Annotated in this window: 19 protein-coding genes, 1 tRNA gene and 1 other annotated feature; of the genes, 10 read left to right on the forward strand and 10 right to left on the reverse strand. The window is 49.8% G+C overall.

The genetic code is table 11. The features are described 5' to 3' along the window. Window positions 1–66: 66 nt before the first annotated feature. The gene (gene alr, locus HMPREF1246_RS01980; RefSeq protein ID WP_021736543.1) at window positions 67–1,212 is read right to left on the reverse strand and encodes an alanine racemase; all 1,146 of its coding nucleotides are present in this window, start codon (window positions 1,210–1,212) and stop codon (window positions 67–69) included. Window positions 1,213–1,463: 251 nt separating this feature from the next. Next, window positions 1,464–1,704 (forward strand) — a binding site (T-box leader). Between the two features lie 41 nt (window positions 1,705–1,745). Here alr and metA point away from each other — a divergent pair. From metA to HMPREF1246_RS01995, 3 genes are all read left to right on the forward strand, one after another. Beyond that, on the forward strand, window positions 1,746–2,669 hold the full coding sequence (gene metA, locus HMPREF1246_RS01985; RefSeq protein WP_009015860.1) for a homoserine O-succinyltransferase: 924 nt from the start codon (window positions 1,746–1,748) through the stop codon (window positions 2,667–2,669). 10 nt (window positions 2,670–2,679) lie between these two features. Then, complete coding sequence (gene tadA / locus HMPREF1246_RS01990; protein WP_009015861.1) at window positions 2,680–3,141, forward strand: tRNA adenosine(34) deaminase TadA; 462 nt, start codon at window positions 2,680–2,682, stop codon at window positions 3,139–3,141. A gap of 23 nt (window positions 3,142–3,164) precedes the next feature. Then, window positions 3,165–3,252: transfer RNA gene (locus HMPREF1246_RS01995), tRNA-Ser, on the forward strand. A gap of 120 nt (window positions 3,253–3,372) precedes the next feature. Here the strand turns inward: HMPREF1246_RS01995 and HMPREF1246_RS02000 are convergent. After that, entirely contained in the window at window positions 3,373–4,257 is an 885-nt protein-coding gene (locus HMPREF1246_RS02000; RefSeq protein ID WP_009015862.1) for a LysR family transcriptional regulator, read from the reverse strand. A 156-nt stretch (window positions 4,258–4,413) separates the two neighbouring features. Between HMPREF1246_RS02000 and HMPREF1246_RS02005 the strand changes: the two genes are divergently transcribed. Continuing rightward, window positions 4,414–5,028, forward strand: coding sequence for a chromate transporter (locus tag HMPREF1246_RS02005; protein WP_035224183.1), 615 nt, complete (start codon window positions 4,414–4,416; stop codon window positions 5,026–5,028). Then, window positions 5,016–5,591 carry a chromate transporter gene (locus HMPREF1246_RS02010; protein ID WP_009015864.1) on the forward strand — a complete coding sequence of 192 codons (576 nt, stop codon included), beginning with the start codon at window positions 5,016–5,018 and terminating at the stop codon, window positions 5,589–5,591. Before HMPREF1246_RS02005 ends, HMPREF1246_RS02010 begins: the two co-directional genes overlap by 13 nt. 155 nt (window positions 5,592–5,746) lie before the next feature. Here the strand turns inward: HMPREF1246_RS02010 and HMPREF1246_RS02015 are convergent, their stop codons facing one another. Then, a complete protein-coding gene (locus tag HMPREF1246_RS02015; protein WP_021736551.1) occupies window positions 5,747–6,502 on the reverse strand; it encodes an ATP-binding protein in 756 nt (251 codons plus the stop codon). Between the two features lie 117 nt (window positions 6,503–6,619). Here HMPREF1246_RS02015 and HMPREF1246_RS02020 point away from each other — a divergent pair, with 117 nt between their 5' ends. Next, a complete protein-coding gene (locus HMPREF1246_RS02020) occupies window positions 6,620–7,285 on the forward strand; it encodes a Crp/Fnr family transcriptional regulator (protein ID WP_009015866.1) in 666 nt (221 codons plus the stop codon). A 42-nt stretch (window positions 7,286–7,327) separates the two neighbouring features. Here HMPREF1246_RS02020 and HMPREF1246_RS02025 read toward each other — a convergent pair whose 3' ends face one another. After that, window positions 7,328–8,422 carry a metallophosphoesterase gene (locus HMPREF1246_RS02025; protein WP_158306815.1) on the reverse strand — a complete coding sequence of 365 codons (1,095 nt, stop codon included), beginning with the start codon at window positions 8,420–8,422 and terminating at the stop codon, window positions 7,328–7,330. 35 nt (window positions 8,423–8,457) lie between these two features. Continuing rightward, window positions 8,458–8,850: a CrcB family protein gene (locus HMPREF1246_RS02030; RefSeq protein WP_016459414.1), complete on the reverse strand. Its 393-nt coding sequence runs from the start codon at window positions 8,848–8,850 to the stop codon at window positions 8,458–8,460. A gap of 326 nt (window positions 8,851–9,176) precedes the next feature. On the opposite strand from HMPREF1246_RS02030, the gene rlmD reads away from it, so the two are divergent. Together rlmD and HMPREF1246_RS02040 are read left to right on the forward strand one after the other, a co-directional pair. Further along, window positions 9,177–10,559 (forward strand): 23S rRNA (uracil(1939)-C(5))-methyltransferase RlmD, encoded by a 1,383-nt coding sequence (gene rlmD / locus HMPREF1246_RS02035; RefSeq protein WP_035224186.1) that lies wholly within the window; start codon window positions 9,177–9,179, stop codon window positions 10,557–10,559. A gap of 140 nt (window positions 10,560–10,699) precedes the next feature. Then, window positions 10,700–11,110 (forward strand): TIGR04076 family protein, encoded by a 411-nt coding sequence (locus tag HMPREF1246_RS02040; RefSeq protein WP_035224150.1) that lies wholly within the window; start codon window positions 10,700–10,702, stop codon window positions 11,108–11,110. 775 nt (window positions 11,111–11,885) lie between these two features. Here the strand turns inward: HMPREF1246_RS02040 and HMPREF1246_RS02045 are convergent. The 4 genes from HMPREF1246_RS02045 to HMPREF1246_RS02060 form a co-directional block, all read right to left on the reverse strand. After that, window positions 11,886–12,569 (reverse strand): ComF family protein, encoded by a 684-nt coding sequence (locus HMPREF1246_RS02045; protein WP_021736582.1) that lies wholly within the window; start codon window positions 12,567–12,569, stop codon window positions 11,886–11,888. Window positions 12,570–12,652: 83 nt separating this feature from the next. Beyond that, window positions 12,653–13,345, reverse strand: coding sequence for an FAD-dependent oxidoreductase (locus HMPREF1246_RS02050; RefSeq protein WP_009014581.1), 693 nt, complete (start codon window positions 13,343–13,345; stop codon window positions 12,653–12,655). Window positions 13,346–13,481: 136 nt separating this feature from the next. Further along, window positions 13,482–15,650, reverse strand: a complete 2,169-nt coding sequence (locus tag HMPREF1246_RS02055; protein WP_021736541.1) for an ATP-dependent RecD-like DNA helicase — start codon at window positions 15,648–15,650, stop codon at window positions 13,482–13,484. A gap of 87 nt (window positions 15,651–15,737) precedes the next feature. After that, window positions 15,738–16,082 carry a helix-turn-helix domain-containing protein gene (locus HMPREF1246_RS02060; protein WP_021736554.1) on the reverse strand — a complete coding sequence of 115 codons (345 nt, stop codon included), beginning with the start codon at window positions 16,080–16,082 and terminating at the stop codon, window positions 15,738–15,740. Window positions 16,083–16,228: 146 nt separating this feature from the next. On the opposite strand from HMPREF1246_RS02060, the gene HMPREF1246_RS02065 reads away from it, so the two are divergent. Further along, window positions 16,229–16,858, forward strand: coding sequence for an NAD(P)-dependent oxidoreductase (locus HMPREF1246_RS02065; protein ID WP_021736605.1), 630 nt, complete (start codon window positions 16,229–16,231; stop codon window positions 16,856–16,858). Between the two features lie 394 nt (window positions 16,859–17,252). Here the strand turns inward: HMPREF1246_RS02065 and HMPREF1246_RS02070 are convergent, their stop codons facing one another. Then, window positions 17,253–17,801, reverse strand: a complete 549-nt coding sequence (locus HMPREF1246_RS02070) for a hypothetical protein (RefSeq protein WP_014128999.1) — start codon at window positions 17,799–17,801, stop codon at window positions 17,253–17,255. A gap of 123 nt (window positions 17,802–17,924) precedes the next feature. On the opposite strand from HMPREF1246_RS02070, the gene HMPREF1246_RS02075 reads away from it, so the two are divergent. After that, on the forward strand, window positions 17,925–18,593 hold the full coding sequence (locus tag HMPREF1246_RS02075; RefSeq protein WP_021736531.1) for an HAD family hydrolase: 669 nt from the start codon (window positions 17,925–17,927) through the stop codon (window positions 18,591–18,593). Window positions 18,594–18,706: the final 113 nt, after the last annotated feature.

Here is an 18,706-nt window from a genome sequence, read left to right on the forward strand (position 1 = left end):
GCCCGCCTTTCTGCAGAAAAAGAAGCGGAACCCGTGTGTGAACCTAGTGGGCTTACGCCCTTTTTCCTAAAAACGATTGTTTTCGTAATGCTTGATGGTATACGTGTAGGTGTACTTTCTGGGAACGCGCGTTGACAAAAGACACATGAGCTCATAGGGTATGGTTCCCACCCACTTAGCCAATTGGTCAAGGGAAACACCGCCCGGCCCAAAGATAACCGCTTCATCCCCCTTATGGACACCCGGCACATTCGTCACGTCAACCATAAACTGGTCCATACAGATGCGACCCACAACAGGAGCCTTATAACCACGGATCGTAATATAGCCACGGTTTGACAGGGCGCGGGAATAGCCATCAGCATAGCCCAAGGGGATCGTAGCTACCTTCATGGGTGCTTTCGTCTCGTAGGTACAGCCATAACCGATCTTCTCACCGGCTGGAACATCCTTCACAAAGACGACTTCTGCCTTGAGGCTGAGGGCCGGTTTTAGGTCAAGACAGCGTTCTACGTCGTCCGATGGCCACAGTCCATAAAGGGTGATGCCCTGACGGACCATGTCACATTCTGTATGCTTCATCTCCGTGATACCAGCGCTGTTATCGATGTGGACCAAGGGAATCTGGATGCCTCGGTCCTTGACAGCGCGGTCAGCTTCCATGAATTTTCGATACTGGCTTTCAGCAAAACTTTTATCCATTTCATCGGCGCTGGCAAAATGGGAAAACATCCCTTCAAGCTCCACATGGGGCAGCTTGCTGATGGCCTCAGCAAGATCGGCCGCTTCTTCAGGACGGCAGCCGATCCGGTTCATCCCCGTATCGACAGCCAGGTGGACCTTGGCCACCTTGTTTTCCTGCAGGGCTGCTGCCGAAAGCTCCTGGGCCACGGCAAGATCATAGACCGTTTGGGTGATGTTATAGTCCACAAGGGCCTTTTCATGTTCTTCCGTCATGGTCCCCAAAATGAGGATAGGCGCCATGATACCAGCTTCGCGAAGCTCCAGGGCTTCCTGTGTCATGGACACCGCCAGATAATTGACGCCTGCCGCCAGGGCTGCCGTTGCAACGGGCACGGCTCCGTGGCCATAGGCATCAGCTTTGACAACCGCGCAGATTTTTGTCCCCGGTTTGAGGACTTTGCGCGTGACCTGTACGTTATGGGCAATGGCCGACAGATCGACTTCGGCCCAAACATTCCTCGCTCTCATAAAACGCCACCGTTTCCTTAAAATTTACGGGAATTGTTCCCCGGCCCTTTTTTAGAAAAGGGCTATACGCCTTTATCATACTCTTTCCCTTTTTGTTTGGCAACGAAAATTCCAAGGGGGCCTTGCTTTTTTCAGGTCTATTCAAGATGACTTTGTAACAGATTGTACAAGATATCCTTTTCCTACGGAATTTCTCCCCTTGCTCCTTGACGGACCTTTCCATGCATGCTAAAATTTTTCCAATTTCATAGTAAAATGCGATGAAAGGAAGAGTACTTTTTATTGTCTGGTTCCAGAGAACTCCCGCACCGGTGAAAGGGAGTGCAGATGAGAAAAGGAAGATGGTCCTGGAGCTGATTGGCTGAAATCACAGTAGGCCGTACGGATGTGCCCGTTATTGCACTGGGGAATCCGGCTTTGGCCGCGTTTCCAAGAGACCTTGCCCAACAGCAAGGTAAAGCTGGGTGGTACCACGATGCTTTCGTCCCTGCAGGGAGGAAGGCTTTTTTTATTGCAGGAAAGGAGTTTTTGTCATGCCCATTAAAATTGACGGCGGCCTGTCCGCTGTAAACCGTCTCCGTGAAGAAGGAATCGTCACCATTGGAAAAGACCGTGCCATGACGCAGGATATCCGGCCCTTGAAGATCCTGATTCTTAACCTCATGCCCCTTAAAAAGCCGACGGAACTGCAGCTCCTGCGCCTATTGGGCAACTCCCCTATCCAAATCGAGATTGATTTCTGCCGCCCTGTGTCCCGCGTCAGTACGCACACGGATAATTCCTATTTAGACCGAGTCTATCTTGAATGGAATGACATCAAGGACCGCTATTATGATGGCTTCATCATCACCGGCGCACCAGTCGAAAAGATTGACTTTGAAGATGTTGAATACTGGCCTGAACTTGTCCAGTACTTTGAGTGGGCCCGGAGCCATGTCTTTTCTGTTCTCCACTATTGTTGGGGCGCCCAAGCTGGGTTATACTATTACTACAATATACCAAAGATCATGCTCCCCAAAAAGCTCTACGGCATCTATCCCTATGGACTTACGACAAACTTCCATCCGCTCCTGCGCGGCTTTGATGACCGCTACTTCATTCCCCAATCGCGTTATACCCGTGTCGATGACAATAAGATCGACGCTGACCCGCGCCTTGAAGTGTTGAGCCGCAGCGCCGAAAACGGCATCAACATCTGCAGTACGAGCGACATGCGCCATATCTTTGTCATGGGCCATTTTGAATATGACCGAAATTCCCTGCAGGATGAATTCATCCGTGACAAAAACAAGGGCCTTGACCCGGAGCAGCCGAAATTTTACTATCCCGACAATGACAGCAGTGAGCAGCCCTGCTTCAAATGGTGCAGCTATGCTCACCTGTTTTACACCAATTGGGTCAATATGGTCTATCAGGAAACGCCCTATGACCTGCTGCAGCTGACCCGGAAAGAATAGGAATCCTACCATGGAGCTTGCAACAGACGAAGAAAAGATGTATATGGAAGAAGCCCTGAAGGAAGCAGCCTTGGCCGCTCTTGAAGGGGAAATTCCCGTAGGGGCCATTCTCGTCCAGGATGGACGCGTCATTGCCCGGAACCATAACCGGCGGGAAAGAGCGCATGATGCCACGGCCCATGCAGAAATCCTTGTCATCCGGGAAGCCTGTGAAAAGCTCCGGCGCTGGCGCCTAGCTGACTCCACCCTTTATGTGACCATGGAACCCTGCCCCATGTGCGCCGGTGCCATCTATAATGCCCGGATCGGACGCGTTGTCTTTGGGGCGAGCGACAGCGTAGCCGGAGCCTGTGGGAGCCTCTTCCAGATTCCCCTCCACCCCAGTCTCCATGCAAATACCATCATCAAAGCCGGTATCGAAGCAGAGCGCTGTAAAAAAATTTTGCAGGAATTTTTTACACGGCGCCGTTAATATGATATAATAGCCTAGTCTGCGGATGGGTGTCCGAGTGGTCGAAGGTGCTTGACTCGAAATCAAGTATACCGCAAGGTATCGTGGGTTCGAATCCCACCCCATCCGCCATTATTATAAGTCACATCAACCCCCACCATGGGTCACGCCATGGTGGGGGTTTCTTATTGGGTAAAAAAGTCCAGAAGCCAGCCTCCTGCTGATTCAAAATACCGTCCATGCCAGTTGTCCCTATTCCTCCTGATTTTTGTCACGCTCTTTAAAAACAGTAAATAAGGCTTTTGCACTGGCTGAAATATAGGCATCCTTACGAAGTACAAGTTCAAGCGTGGAAACAAGGCCCTTTTCCGCAATCACCCGACGCGTCAGATGGGGATAGCCGCGAAGAGCCTCCAAGGGTGTCACGCTGATTCCCAGTCCATAATCAGCCATCATAAGGCAAGTACGAAGGTCGTCTGCAACACCAACAATTTGCGGCTGCCTTCCAGCGTGAGAAAAAAGATCACGGATCCTTGCTTCCCAGCGTTTATAAAGGATCAGAGGACACGCTGCAAGGTCTTTCATGATGAGCTTCCTATGCGAAGGAATCTCACTGAAAAACGCTCGTTTGCCGGAAGCCATCATCGGATCCTGGCGAAGGGGAAGACGCTCAACATGCTTAAAAGTTTCCGGAGTCCGAACAAAAGCAGCTTCCAGCTCATTTCGAGCCAGTTTTTCTTCCAGTTCAAGCGTATTGCCTTCTACGATTCGCAGCCGGACAAGGGGATATTGCCTGTGAAAAGCATCAAGCCCTTCATAGACTTCCTTCACGTGGGCGGAAGAGATACAACCAAGATGCACGGTCCCAGTTCCGCCTCGGCCCATATCGCGGATTTCTTCCAAGGCTTGCCGTTCTATATCTGTCATTTCCAGTGCATACTGGTAGAACCGGCGTCCGGCCGGTGTCAGCGTGATCTGGCGCGCACCGCGTATAAACAACTCCGTTCCTACCTCTTCTTCCAGCAGCTTGATTTGGGTAGACAGGGGTGGCTGAGAAAGATTCAGTTTCCTGGCTGCTGCTGAAATCGTACCTTCTTCAACGACAGCGATGTAATAGCGCAGTTGATATATATTCATATCATATACCTCATTATAAAACAAATATTATTCATATAGTTAATTCTATGATACGCTATGGTGCAGAAAAAGAAAACCGCCAAAATCCCGTAAACGGTACCTAGATGCGCCTAAGGGGACGAAAGCAGCCTAAAGGAGGAAGCTAAAATGGATGGAATGAAAAAGTGTTGGAAGCTTTTCTGGGTATTTGCCCAAATCGGGATCACCACATTCGGCGGTGGTTATGCCATGCTGTCGATTCTGCAGCGGGAAGTGGTGGAAAAGCGCCACTGGGCAACGGAAGAGGAACTCATGGATGACTATGCCATTGGGCAGTGTACGCCCGGCGTCATCGCCATCAATACGGCTACCTTTATTGGCTACAAGCTGTACGGGATCACAGGCGGCATCATTGCTACACTGGGAGTTATCTTTCCTTCCCTTTTGATTATTACGTCCATTGCCGCCTTTCTTTTGAATTTTGCTGACCTTGCCATTGTAAAACATGCCTTTGACGGGATCCGCGCCTGCGTCACCGTCCTGATTTTTGATGCGGTCATCAAATTAGGGAAAAAAGCCCTCATTGACAAGACCAGCTGGCTGTTATTTTTCATCGTCCTTGTCTTATCTCTCTTGACAAGCATCCCAACTGTCATGCTGATTGTTCTTTCCGGCATAGCAGGCTGTCTCTTTTCCTCAAAGTCTGCCTCTATTAAGACAAGGAGCAAGGAACAAGATCCACAAGACCACGCTGAAAACGACGCAAAGGAGGACGAATCATGGAAACACTGATTCTTTACGGCCAACTATTTTGGCAATTTTTCAAAACCGGGTTATTTGCCGTTGGCGGCGGGCTCGCGACACTGCCTTTTCTTCAGGAGATGAGCCGTCTGACCCATTGGTTTACTACGACCGACATTGCCGATATGGTTGCCGTCTCTGAATCGACGCCGGGGCCCCTGGGCGTCAACATGGCGACCTATGTCGGCTTCAAAACGGCGGGATTTGCAGGCGGTGCCATCGCCACCTTAGGACTCATTGCCCCGTCCATCATCATCATCCTCATCATTGCACGGATGCTCCGTAGATTTCAATCCTCAGCCATCGTCAGCCAGATCTTTTCCGGCCTCCGCCCTGCGTCAGCGGCCCTCATCATGGCTGCAGGCCTGAGTGTCGCACAGATTGCCCTCTTCCAGGTAAATACCTGGAAAGTTACGGGAAACCTGGCCGACCTCTTTAAAGTTAAAATGATGATACTGACAGCCTTCATCTGGTTTTGCTATCGCAAGTGGCAGCTCCATCCCATCATCTACATTGCCTTTTCTGCTGCCGTCGGCATCCTTTTGGAACACTAAAAAATGGCCCCGAACCTAGCGGATTCGAGGCCATTTTGCACTTTTAGAAAGATCATCTGTTCGGAGCTAAATAAAGCCCTGCAACTAGCTTCCAGCTAGAGACGCGCCTTAAGGAAATGCCGAACTTTAAGAAGCGCCTCGTTTCAAAGGCCGCCTTACGTCCGATCAAGAATCCTGCCATCGGTCGAAATCGTTACAACGGACCAAGGGATCATCTTGCCGCTTTCCTGAAGGGCTTTGACGGCAGCATGTTCCAGACCGCCGCAGCAAGGGACTTCCATGCGGACCACGGTCACGCTCTTGATATCATTTGAAGCAAAAATCGCACCTAATTTTTCCGAATAGTCGACGGCATCAAGTTTCGGGCAGCCCACGATGGTAATATGACCTTTGATGAATTCTTCGTGGAAATTTGCATACGCATAAGCTGAACAGTCAGCCGCAATGAGGAGCTTTGCTCCGTCAAAGAACGGAGCCTGGATAGGAACGAGTTTAATCTGCACAGGCCACTGGCGCAGCTGGCTTACAGACGCGGCAGCCGGTGCAGCAGGCGCAGCTGCTTTTCCCGCCTGATCCATTATCTTCATACGGGAACCGGGGCAGCCGCCTTGAGGCGCCATCATGCGTACGCGGGAACCGGGGCAGCCACCTTGAGGTGGTACAGGTTTTCCTTCAGCCCGCATCTTTGCTTCAACAGCTTCCCGGTCATAAGGCAGGGCTTCCCGTTCTTCAAAAGTAATGGCATCGGTCGGGCAGTGCGGCAGACAGTCGCCAAGGCCATCACAATAATCATCGCGCAAGAGCTTGGCTTTGCCATTGACCATGCCGATGGCACCTTCGTGGCAGGCTTTAGCGCAAAGGCCGCAGCCGTTGCATTTATTTTCGTCGATTTTGATGATTCTCCGTTTCATGAGTGTTTCCTCCCCTGTATGTAAAAGATTCATGGTTTCACTTGCTTTTTCGATGGTGTCATTATACGATAGGGGTACAATTAATTACGTTGTTTCAACAACAAAAGGGGAGAAACCATGGATTTTGCATTTTTAGCGAAAACACCCTTTTTCCGTACCTTACGTACGGAGGAAATCAAGTCGGCCCTCACCTGTTTGGGCGCAGTGACCCGCCATTTTGAAAAAGGCAGCTACATTCACCGTGCCGGTGACAAGGTCCACACAGTCAGTCTTATCCTCAAAGGCTGCGTCAACATCGCCTACGATGACATCTGGGGAAACCGGACCATCTTGGGACAGGCCCACAGCGGGGAAATCTTTGCCGAAGCCTATGCCTGCATGGATGACGAGCCGCTCCTTATCAGCGTGGAAGTAGCAGAAGATACGGAAGTCCTTATGATGGATATGCACAAGATACTGACCATCTGTCCCTCAAACTGCAGTCATCATCATAAGCTTGTAGAAAACCTCCTGACCATCTTGGCCCGCAAAAACTTGGGCCTATCCCGGCGTATGGTCTATACAGCATCAAAATCGATTCGCGGCCGTGTCCTGTCCTATCTGTCCTTTCTCGCTGACAAACAAGGAAAAAAGCAGGTTTCCATCCCCTTTGACCGTCAGGAAATGGCGGATTACCTCGGCGTCGACCGTTCTGCTCTCTCAGCGGAACTGAGCCGCATGCAAAAAGACGGACTTATTGCCTACAAAAAGAACCATTTCACCCTTTTCACCGATGAACTTTGAAGTAAAAAGCCGTTACGAACACAGGATTCGTAACGGCCTTTTTTATTTTTTAATTGGTTCTACACTGACAACCACAATTTCCGGCGGTACGCCAAGACGCATGGGAATAACGGACAGGCCATGGCCTGTCGATACAGTCGCCAGCATATTCCCAAAGGCCTGAGTGCCATGGTCCAGCGCAAAAAGTCGCTGTGTAATGAGGTTTAAAGGAATGAATTGTCCTCCATGAGTATGGCCGGCAAAATAAAGGTCATACTCCTTTTGTGATGCTTCCAAAACATGGTATGGTTCATGTTCCGCAAAGATATGGAGGTCACTGCCTTGGGCTGCAGGCGCCTCATAGCCCTTTTTTCCAAAGCGCTCATCATCAAGGCCTGTGATCCAAACGGAACTGCTCACAGGAATGGACTCATTTACAATGAACCGAATGCCCATTCGTTCCAGATAAGTCCGTTCCTGCTCTCCCGTACCTGCCATGAGATCATGATTGCCCATGACGGAATATAGGCCCATAGGAGCGCGGAGGCTGCGCAAGGCATCCATACTGCCCTCGCGCATGACAAAGGAAAGACTGCGGTCCACAAGGTCACCGCCAAAAATCACAAGATCGGGGTCTTCCGCATTAATGCGGCTCACGAGCTTTTGCCCATACCGGCGGCCCCAAAGAGTTCCAAAATGCAGGTCCGAAGCAAAGACGATACGCATGGACCGCGTCAAAGGTTTATACGTGCGAAGGGTGATCCGCCGCACATGGGGATGAAGGGCCTGGTAAACGCCAAGACCGGTCCCCAAAAAAGCGATGAAAAAAATTGTGATGGCCGCATTGGGTGCAAGGTTCGGAGACTGGGAAAACCGGCCAAGGAGCCAACAAACACCATAAAAGATAGATAAGAGCACAGAATAAAAGATAAAACCCATCCACACTCCGCCACTCCAACTAAAATAACGAATCAGCGTAACAGGAAGCGATTCCGTAAAAATATTACCAATGGCAAAAATCAAGGGCATGAGTAAAAAGGGCAGGAGCGTCCAAGCAGAGTGAAGCAGGGAAAATCCCGTTCGGTACATCCCCCAGGAAAAGGTCGATCCCACAAGACCCAAAGCCGTCACAATAAGAAAAAACATATTGATACTCACTTCCATCACCCCTTACAAAGGAGCCGCGGTCATCCTTAAAGCAGCATCTTGCCCAACCAAAAAGCGGCACCGGCAGCAAACATGCCAAGCATGTTCTGCAGGAAAATATAAAGGAATCCCGTAATATGCTCCCCATGCAGGAAAAAATGCATTCCTTCTTTGATAAATGAAGAAAAGGCTGTAAAACCTCCAATGAATCCCCAATAAAAGAGGTTGATCCAACGAGGATGCGGCAATTTCACATATAATACGGCCACAAAAAAACCAACCAAAATGCAGCCAAGCGTATTGACAGCAATCATGTGCCAGGGAAAATCCGTTCCCCCCACACCTTTGAGGCTTCCGGCAACAAGATAACGCCCCACGGAGCCCAAGGCGCCTCCAAGCGCCACATAAAGCAGCATGTGCAAATCTTCTGTAATTGTCATGATTCCCCCCTCAATTCAATAAAGCAACATTCCCAGTCCCGAGCAAACACCCGCTACAAGAATAATCATTTTTTTATTTTCTTACGCTATTTTTGTATACTTTTTACCGTTGAAAAAAGGCGCTTGCTAAAGAAGCGTCTCTCTATCCTGAATAGCTACTCTTATGGTAGATGATGAAGATATTATCTGTCAATCATTAATTTTGCAAGATGATTCATTTTTTCAAAATATCGTTTTTTTGAGGTAAATTTAGCTTTACAATTTTTGTACAAAGAGAAAACAGGGAAAAGTTGCCTTCCCTCTTCTTCCCCGCTATAATGATTGGTATGAAAAGAGATAAACGCACAACCACACCTAACGAACATATTGAAATCACCATAACGGGGCTGGGCAGTTCCGGTGAAGGGGTCGGTAAAGTGAAAGGATTTACCTATTTTATCCCCGGAGCCCTTCCTGGTGAACGAGTAACGGCCGCAGTCACAGCCAAAAAGAAAAACTACGGCCTGGGACGCTTGGAAAAGATCCTGGTCCCCAGTCCGGACCGAATCACACCGCCCTGCCCTGTCTATGAAGCCTGCGGCGGCTGCCAGATCCAGCATCTAGCCTATGAGGCGCAGCTTGTTCAAAAGCGTCAGACCGTCATCGATGCCTTGGAACGCATTGGTCATTTTTCGGGCATCAAAGTGAATCCCACTTTGGGAGCCGATGATCCGTGGCATTACCGCAACAAGATGCAGGTCCCTGTGGCAGAAGGGAAAAAGCACAGCCTGTCTATTGGCTGCTTTGCCCAGGGCACGCACCACGTCATCGACGTAAAGCGCTGCCTCATCCAGCATGATGCAAATAACGAACTTACGGCCGTCGTCCGTGCCTGGATGGAACGCTACCATATCCCGGCGTTAAAAGAAGACGCCCGCACGGGCATCGTGCGCCATATCATGGGCCGCGTCGGCGTCCAGACCAGAGAGGTCATGGCTGTCCTTGTCACCAATACGGACCGTGTACCCCATCTCAAGGAACTGACCCATATGCTGAAAGAAGCCATCCCCGGCTTTGTTACCTTGGTACAGAACGTCAATACCCGCCACACAAACGTCATTATGGGTCCCCACAACAAGGTAATCTACGGGCCCGGTGTCATCCATGACCGCTTGGGCGACCTGACCTTTGTCATTTCCCCCCATTCCTTCTTCCAGGTCAATACGCTGCAGGCGCAGCGCCTTTATGAAACTGCCCTTTCCTATGCCGCCTTGGAAGGAAAGGAAAACGTTATCGACCTTTACTGCGGCACAGGAACGATTACCCTTTTTCTCGCCCAAAAGGCACGGCACGCCTTGGGAATCGAGATTGTCGCACCAGCGATTGCTGACGCCAGAAAAAATGCCCGGGACAATCACATCAAAAACAGTGAATTCATCTGTGCTGATGCGGCTAAAGAACTGCCTCTTCTTGTGAGGGACGGAATCCGCCCCGACGTCGTTGTCCTTGATCCGCCAAGAGCCGGCTGTGAGCGGCCCGTTCTTGACGCCATCCTTGCCGTGCGTCCCAAACGCGTCGTCTACGTTTCCTGCGGACCGGCCTCTCTTGCCCGTGACGCCGCCATCCTTTGTGAAGGCGGCTATAAGATTCGTCAAGTCCAGCCCGTTGATATGTTCCCTCACACGAGCCATGTCGAGTCAGTGGTATTGATGTCAAAGAAAGAACAATAGATACCAGAAAGTGGCTTAAATATGGGCTTTTAGAGATTCATGTTTTGGATAAGTTCCCTCTGGAATTTATCCAAAATTGCTTTATCAGGACTTATCTAGGATTTACTAAAGATGAATCGATATTTTTAAGGAGAATGATAATGAAACATCAGTGCAAAATAACGGTTTTGGAAACTAAGGTATTTCCGGATTTGCAGGAAAAATATCTTGCTGATCCGAAGTCTGGACCATGTCCGTGTTTTAAAGTTGGAGATGAGTTTATTTTGGATAGGACATCCCAAAAAGATGACTTCTATCATCTGATGAATGGTCAGTTTTGCGGTGAAGCGTGGGATGCAGTTAGTCGCTATGTATATACTGCGCTGCAGGGAGGATCCATCATGCACGGCTGGACAAATGACGAACGCATGATGATTGCCTGCTGCAATGATGGAACTAGACCAGTTATCTTCAAGATTGAGCGTATAGATATTCCTGAAAACAGGGATGAAGAAGAATGGCTATCTAAGCAGAACTTCAAAAATACTGCAAATAATGCATATACGGGATAAATCAAAATTCCATTTTATAGAATCGTTATTAGTAAAAAATTATCCTTAAAATACTTCGTGGATATGTTTCCAACAACTAGGACTTTAGACAAAAAACAGTGGGTATGTTCCCGACAACGTTCAACGACTAAAAAAGTGATATGACGTTCTTGCTATCCTCTCATGCCATGTCGAGACAGTCGTTCTCATGACGCGGGCGCAGTAAGGAAGCCTCGCAAAGATGCTGTGATGCTCTCTTGCGGAAAAGGCACCTATCTCAAACGAAAAACAGAGAGTCACCATCCAAATCCGTCTTGTGATTTGGATGGTGACCTCTTTATTTAATGAGTCCCATGTAGAAAAAAGCGTTTTCTACATGGCTCATTTCTTTGGTTTGTACGCTTGTTAAGAAAATTTGTCCCTTACAAAAACGATAAGAGCCAGCCTTAGAACTGTATTTCCTTCAGGAACTCGTCTTGTTTTTCAAAAATATCTTTCAAGGCAGCATCGCGCTTTTTGCATACCTCGTCTTCAGATAGAGTTTCTTCAACATGAGCCCTTACAGCCCGAAGAATCGTCCTCCCCTCCCATTTATCGAAAGATGTTTCCGTATTGGAAAATCGGATTGCCTTCCCATAAAAAATAGAGTCATATCAATCTGATAGGGTTCTATTTTTAAATGGATGACACGACGCCCTAGCGGAACGGACCCGTTTTGAAGAAATCGAGTTCCAAGGCAAAGTGCGTAAAGGCGTAGCGAGAACTTAGAGACCCAATGAGTTTAAATTCTTTCCCATCAGTCCAAATTGGAAACGGACGCCATGGGCGCATTACTGGCAAGGACGAGGCCCACCACCTTTTCCGCCCCGCCTTCTTTGAGGAGGCGGGCCGCTTCTTCAAGGGATGCGCCCGTCGTTGCAATATCATCGATGACGATAACCGTCCCATCAAGCTTCACCGGATGGAAGGCAAAGGAACCTGCTATATTTTCCCGCCGTTCCGCACGGCTGAGCCCATACTGCGGTTTTGTGGCCTTCTGCCGCCAAAGGGCCTGCGTCAGGATCATCGCATGTTTTTTCAGGTAAGGTCCAAAAATAGCGGGCGGGATTTCATAACCCCGCGTCTTTCGGCGTTTGGGGTCTGTCGGAAGGGCTACGACAAAAGGATTTCCTGTAAATAAAGGCTCAAGATCCGCCTCGTGGTGCAGGACTTCCTCCCCCATGCGGTCCAGATAGTCCCGGCGCTTTTCATATTTGAGACCATGAAGGGCCCGTTTGACGCCCCCTTCATAGCGATAGAGACGGTAAACAGCGTCAAGGTGAGGCACCGTTTCTTTTTTAAGTTCCAAATAGCCTGGTGCATAGGTGCTGCGGCGGCAGGCCTCACATAAAAGGCCCGGGCCTTCTACTTCTTCATGGCAGGCAGGACAGTAATGGGGATAAAAAATAGCGAGAATGAGTTCTTTCAGTACTTGCCACATAGTCATCCTTTCAAAAAAGAGCGGGGGCAAAACATGCCCCCGCCCATGAAAAAGTGCCGCCCGCAGGCAGCACGCTTTTCTTTTTAGTAACCAATAAAGACGTCGGTCTTGATATTTTCCTTCTTGATGCCAAGGCCTTCGAGACGTTCCGTAAAGGCATTGTTCATCCCCGGGGACCCAGCGATGAGGTATTCGGCATCATTTTGTACGTCTTTGGCATAAGTGTCCGTATCCTTCATAAAGATTTCCCTGTCCGAAATGAGCCGCACTTCCACACCCGGAACCGTTTCAAGGTCTTTCCAGAAGTCCTTGTAGCAGAATTCGCCGCGGTCATCGGAATAAAGAACCGTAATGGCATGGCCTTCTACAGGGTGATCCTTGTAGGCCCGCAAGAGAGCACGGATGGGCGTAATGCCAATGCCACCGGCAACGATGAGGGTCTTCTTGAAGCCTTCCGCATCCAGGGCGAAGGTCCCCAAGGGGCGCGCGACACCAATCTTATCACCAGGTTTGATTTTACGGAGCAGGGCTTCCTTGAAACTTGTGTGCTTGTCGGCAATACGGGTCGTAAACATGAGATATCCGTCAGCCATGGTTGAGGCAATGGTAAAAACGCGTGTGTTGCGGTCCTCAGCATCAAGTTCAAAGCCGTTTATCTGCCAGGCAACATGCTGGCCGGCTTTCCACGTAAAGCCTTCGGGGATGGTCATGATAAAGCTGTAGGAATCACTGGTTTCTTGTACGATCTTGGTCAGGGTTGCTTCTAAAAATTCCATAGTACACCTCCACATATTGAAAAACTGATATGATTTATTACAGGTTACTTACTTTATCTTATTCGCTGTAAAAGGCAGGATTCCTCTTTTTAATAATCATTTTCCATTATGAAATTTTTAAATTGATTTTTCCATGTCAATCAATACCAAGTTCCCCATGCAGCCGTTCGGCAAGAAGGGAATAGCGCTTGCGCGTCCGGTCGTTCGTGACGGCCATCTGCATCGCTTTCTTGCTGCCGGCAAGATAAACCTGTTTTTTGGCCCTTGTAATGGCCGTATAAAAAAGGTTCCGCTGAAGCATGATATAGTGTCCAGGCACTAGGGGCATGATGACAACAGCGTATTCACTGCCTTGGGCCTTATGGACACTCATCGCATAAGCAAGGCGCAGGTCGTCCACTTCGCCGCCTTCATAGGTCACATTGCCCCCTTCGGGACGGTCCGGAAAGGATACAAAGACCGTCTTGCCGCGAATGAGGTCAATTTGTCCGATGTCCCCATTAAAAACGTTCTTTTCATAGTTGTTGCGGATCTGCATGACCTTGTCCCCTTCACGATAGACCGTGTTCCCCGCCTTATGTTCTGCTTTATCGGGACTTGGCGGATTGACGCGGGCCTGGAGCAGGCGATTCAGGTTTTCTACACCGCAGGGATTGCGGTGCATGGGAGAAAGGACCTGTACATTCTGCCAGGAAAGGGTTCTAACCATACGGGCATACGTATCAACGACGTAACGCACGGTCTCTTCTTCGTTCATGAACTGGCGGAACGTAAAATCCGTTTCTCCATCAACAAGTGGCATAAGGCCTTGGTTGATGCGGTGGGCATTTCGCACAATGGGGCTTAGTTGGGCCTGCCGAAAGACATTTTCGAGCCGTACGACAGGCATGGCGCCGCTGCGGATAATATCCTTGAGGACACTGCCCGGACCTACGGACGGCAGCTGGTCAACGTCGCCAACAAGGACCAGGCGGCAGCCAATGGGCAGGGCCCGTAGGAGATGGTACATGAGGACAATATCCATCATGGACGCTTCATCGACGATAACGGCATCCGCTTCAAGGGGCGTATCCTCGTTGCGCCCCCACAAGGCCTCGTCGCCATTTGGCGTATATTCGAGCATGCGGTGAACCGTCAGGGCCGGCTCGCCGGCTGATTCAGCAAGGCGTTTGGCTGCCCGTCCTGTCGGTGCCGAAAGAAGGATCTTGCAGCCTGCTTCCTTAAGAACGGACAGGATGCCCTTGATGACGGTCGTTTTCCCTGTGCCCGGTCCGCCCGTAAGGACAAAGACGCCGTGATCAACGCTCGTCTTAATGGCTTCTATCTGTTCCGGTGCCAGCGTCAGGTTCTCATCTTTTTCCCACGCTTCGATGATCTTTTGGTAGTCCACCTGCCACAGTTGGTTCACACGGTCACGCAGGACCATGAGGCGTTTAGCAACGCCCACTTCGGCCTGGTAGAGATATTCTGCGTACACGCAGGTTTCCCCGCCCACTTCTTCCGTGCGCAGCCTATTTTCATCAATCAGATGCTGGAAAACCGTCCGCACGTCGACAGGGTCCACAGAAAGAAGGGACGCCGCGCTTTTTACAAGCCATTCATCAGGGACACAGGTATGCCCCTGGGTACCGCTCTGCATGAGGGCAAACCGGATGCCTGCCTGGATGCGCTCCTCGCCGTCAAGGTCCACGCCTAGGCTGACGGCAAGCCGGTCCGCCGTTTTGAAACCGATTCCCTCTACATCTTCGGCAAGACAATAAGGATTATTGGCAATCCGCGTAAGCGCCGTTGACCCATACAGGGATTGGATACGGGGCGCATAGTTGCCGCTGATACCGTGACTTTCAAGGAAAAAGACCAGTTCCCGCGTATCCGTCATCTCACTGTAGGAACTGATGATATCCTCAGCCTTTTTCTTGCCAATACCGGGCACTTCCCGCAGTCGTTCAGGATGCTCATCAATGATGCGGAACGTATCCTCCCCAAAACAATCGACAATGCGCTGCGCCATGGCAGGCCCTACGCCCTTGATGGCGCCGCTGCCGAGCATTTTGACGATGGCGGCTTCTCCGGTAGGCTTGAGGGCTTCCCATGTGCGGCAATCAAATTGGCGGCCAAAACGAGGATGTTCAGTCCACGACCCAGTAAGGCGCACTTTTTCGCCGGCAAAAGGAGCTATGCCCTTATAGACAACAGACACTGCACCGAGATCCCGATTTTCTCCTCGAAAAACGCAAAATGTCCCCTGATCGGATTGAAAGACAATATTTTGGATGGTGACTTCAAGGGTCTGTTCTTCTGCCATGGTCGCTGCTCCTTTTTCGCATCGCTTCAACAATGATTCGCTCTATTATAGCATAGAATAGAGGATGATTGGGGAGTTAGCATAAGGTCAGAGACTTTCCATTACTTTATGGACCGCTTTTTGATACCCTCTGCCCCAATGATCAAGGGCGTCAAGGATGGGCTTTAGGCTCATGCCAAGGTCTGTCAGGGCATATTCAACGCGAGGCGGTACTTCAGCATAGACGGTACGGGTCAATAGTCCGCAGGCTTCCATATCCCGAAGGTTTGCGGTCAGGACCTTTTGGGAGATATGGCCAACGGAATGACGCAGTTCACCAAAACGCTTTTTGCCAGGCAGGAGATCACGCAAAATGAGGACCTTCCATTTATCTCCAATCAGCATAAGGGTGGTTTCCACTGGACAAGCAGGCAGTGATTCAATGAATTTCATAGCATTCCTCCGCAATAGTTTCTTTTAGGTACTTATAGCACTTTATTGTGCCTACTTCACAAAAGTTACTTCTATGAAGTATGATAAATCCATCGAAAGAAAAACACAAGCCCCTAAAGGGCTCCATCTTAAAGGAGGATCTCATTATGAAAATTGCCGTTGTTGCCGCTAATGGAAAAGCCGGTCAGCTGATTGTAAAGGAAGCCCTTGCCCAGGGCCTTGACGTAACGGCCATCGTTCGTCACACCAATCATTCCCTTGCCCAAAGGGTCATTGAAAAGGACCTCTTCGACCTCACACGGGACGATCTTGCCGGGTTCGATGCTGTCGTCGACGCCTTTGGTGCCTGGACGCCGGAAACACTGCCGCTTCATAGCTCATCCTTGAAGCATCTCTGCGATACCTTGAGTGGTACGAAGGTCCGTCTCCTTGTTGTAGGCGGTGCTGGAAGCCTTTACACGGATAAGACCCATACCCTGCAGCTTGTTGATACGCCGGACTTTCCAAGCGCCTTTAAGCCCCTTGCAACGGCCATGGGAAAAGCCCTCACCGAGCTGCGCAGCCGCTCCGACGTCAATTGGACCTACATCAGCCCGGCCGCGGATTTTCAGGCAGATGGAGGGCGCACAGGAAGCTACATACTTGCTGGCGAAGAACTGACGCTCAATAGCCGCGGCGAAAGTGTCATCAGCTACGCTGACTTTGCCCTTGCCATGATTGATGAAATCGTCAAAGGCAGTCACATCAAGGAACGGATTTCTGTGGTTCGTAAGTAATGCTGCTGTCCTAGGTCAGGCATAAAAGTAAACTCATTTGAGGAAGAACGTGAACCCCTTGCTTTAATCTAAAGCAAGGGGTTCACGGCTTATTGTATGATACCTGTATCACGGTTGGGAATAGGGACTGTTGTGAATTGTGAATTGTGAATTGTGAGTTGTGGGTCTTGAGTTGTGTAACCGCTACCCAAGGTCGTTGACACTCTGATTTTTTAAAACCCTTCATTTTTGACAACCTTTTTTGACTATACCCAGCGTTGTTGACACCTTAACTGATTGAAATCGCTGGGAGAAAACTTTATAAAGAGGTTTGCTCTAACGCAGGGAAAGCTAGAAAACATAAAAAGGAGACTGCGAAGAAATGAATGACTCATTTCTCACAGTCTCTTTTTTATCATTTCAGCGATTCAAAATAGGAGAAGCGCCAGCCCTTGGCAGTCTTTACGTACGGGAAATCGACGGATTCCGTTTTGACAAGGGTCTTATGTTCCTTATCGGCATAGACCGGAGTCTTTGCCGTCACAACAATCCGGTCGCTTGACGGACGGCTCAAGCTGTAGGTCGGTGTACCCTTGAGAGGGTTTGCTTTTTTGGCGGCAGGTGCCACAAAAAGTTTGTTATCAGCCTGGCGGTACATCTTATTGCCGCTGATGATGAAGCTTGCCAGGGAATCCGTAAAGATGTCATGGACGGCAGCTTTTAGATCCAACATGTTGTGAATGGTCGGGTCCGATACGGAATAATAGAGCATGTAGCCACTGTCAAAGCGTTCCTTTCCATCCGTCGGCAGGGGGTTATGTTCGAACCACTCAAAGACCGTCGTTGCACGTGTAAGGGCGGTCATCACTTCTTCATTGGTCGGATTTTCAGGGGAAGCAAAGGCCGTCATGGCACCCATGATCAGTGCGAGGGCCGTCAGCATCAAAGTGCGGATTTTTTTCATAACTAGCACTCTCCTTTGTTAGACTGCCTCCATTTTACCATATTCTGAAGTCATAGTATAATAAAAACCTGAAAAAGAATCGATTTCCTCTGGGAAATCAATACAATAAAGGATGGAGAAAATATGAAACCATACAAAGCGGTCATCTTTGACCTTGACGGAACGCTCCTTGATACCTTGGCGGACCTTGCGGCCTCCCTGAACGCCGTCCTCACGCGGCACGGTTACGGGCCCCAGCCCCTTCACGCGGTGCGGCGCTATTTAGGAAACGGAGCAGAACGCCTCTGCCGTCTGGCCCTGCCAAAAAGCGTCAAAGAGGAGGAATTCCAGACCATTTTCAATGAGTTCAAGGCCTACTACAAGGATCACTGCCACATCGCCACAAAACCATATGATGGCATTCTTGGCCTTCTTAAGGGCCTTCAGGCGCAAGGCATCAAGACGGCCATCGTCTCCAATAAACCCGATGAATCTGTCCGCGCCCTGCGGGATGATTTCTTTCCTGCCGTGACCCTTGCCGTGGGGCAAACGGAGGGCATTCCCCGCAAACCGTCCCCCACCATGGTAGAAAAAGCCCTGCATGACCTAGGCATCAAAAAGGATGACGCTGTCTACATTGGCGATTCAGAAGTTGATTTTGAAACCGCCCGGCGCGCCGCCATGGATGTCATCCTTGTAAGCTGGGGATTCCGGGACCGTGCCGAGCTGGAAGCCTTGGGAAAAGCGGTCATTGTCGATACACGGGAGGCATTATCTGCCTATCTTTTGGGATCAGTCCAAAAATCGGACTGATCTGATACAAGTAAGGGTCCCTTTGCTCTATGAAAAAGGGAGAAGAACCATGAGGCAGGCCTACCAGACAACAGCCCATTTGAAGATGGTTATCGTCTAGGCACTTTTAGAGG

The organism is Acidaminococcus sp. BV3L6, from assembly GCF_000468835.1.
In the GTDB taxonomy this organism is placed as follows: Bacteria; Bacillota; Negativicutes; order Acidaminococcales; family Acidaminococcaceae; genus Acidaminococcus; species Acidaminococcus intestini.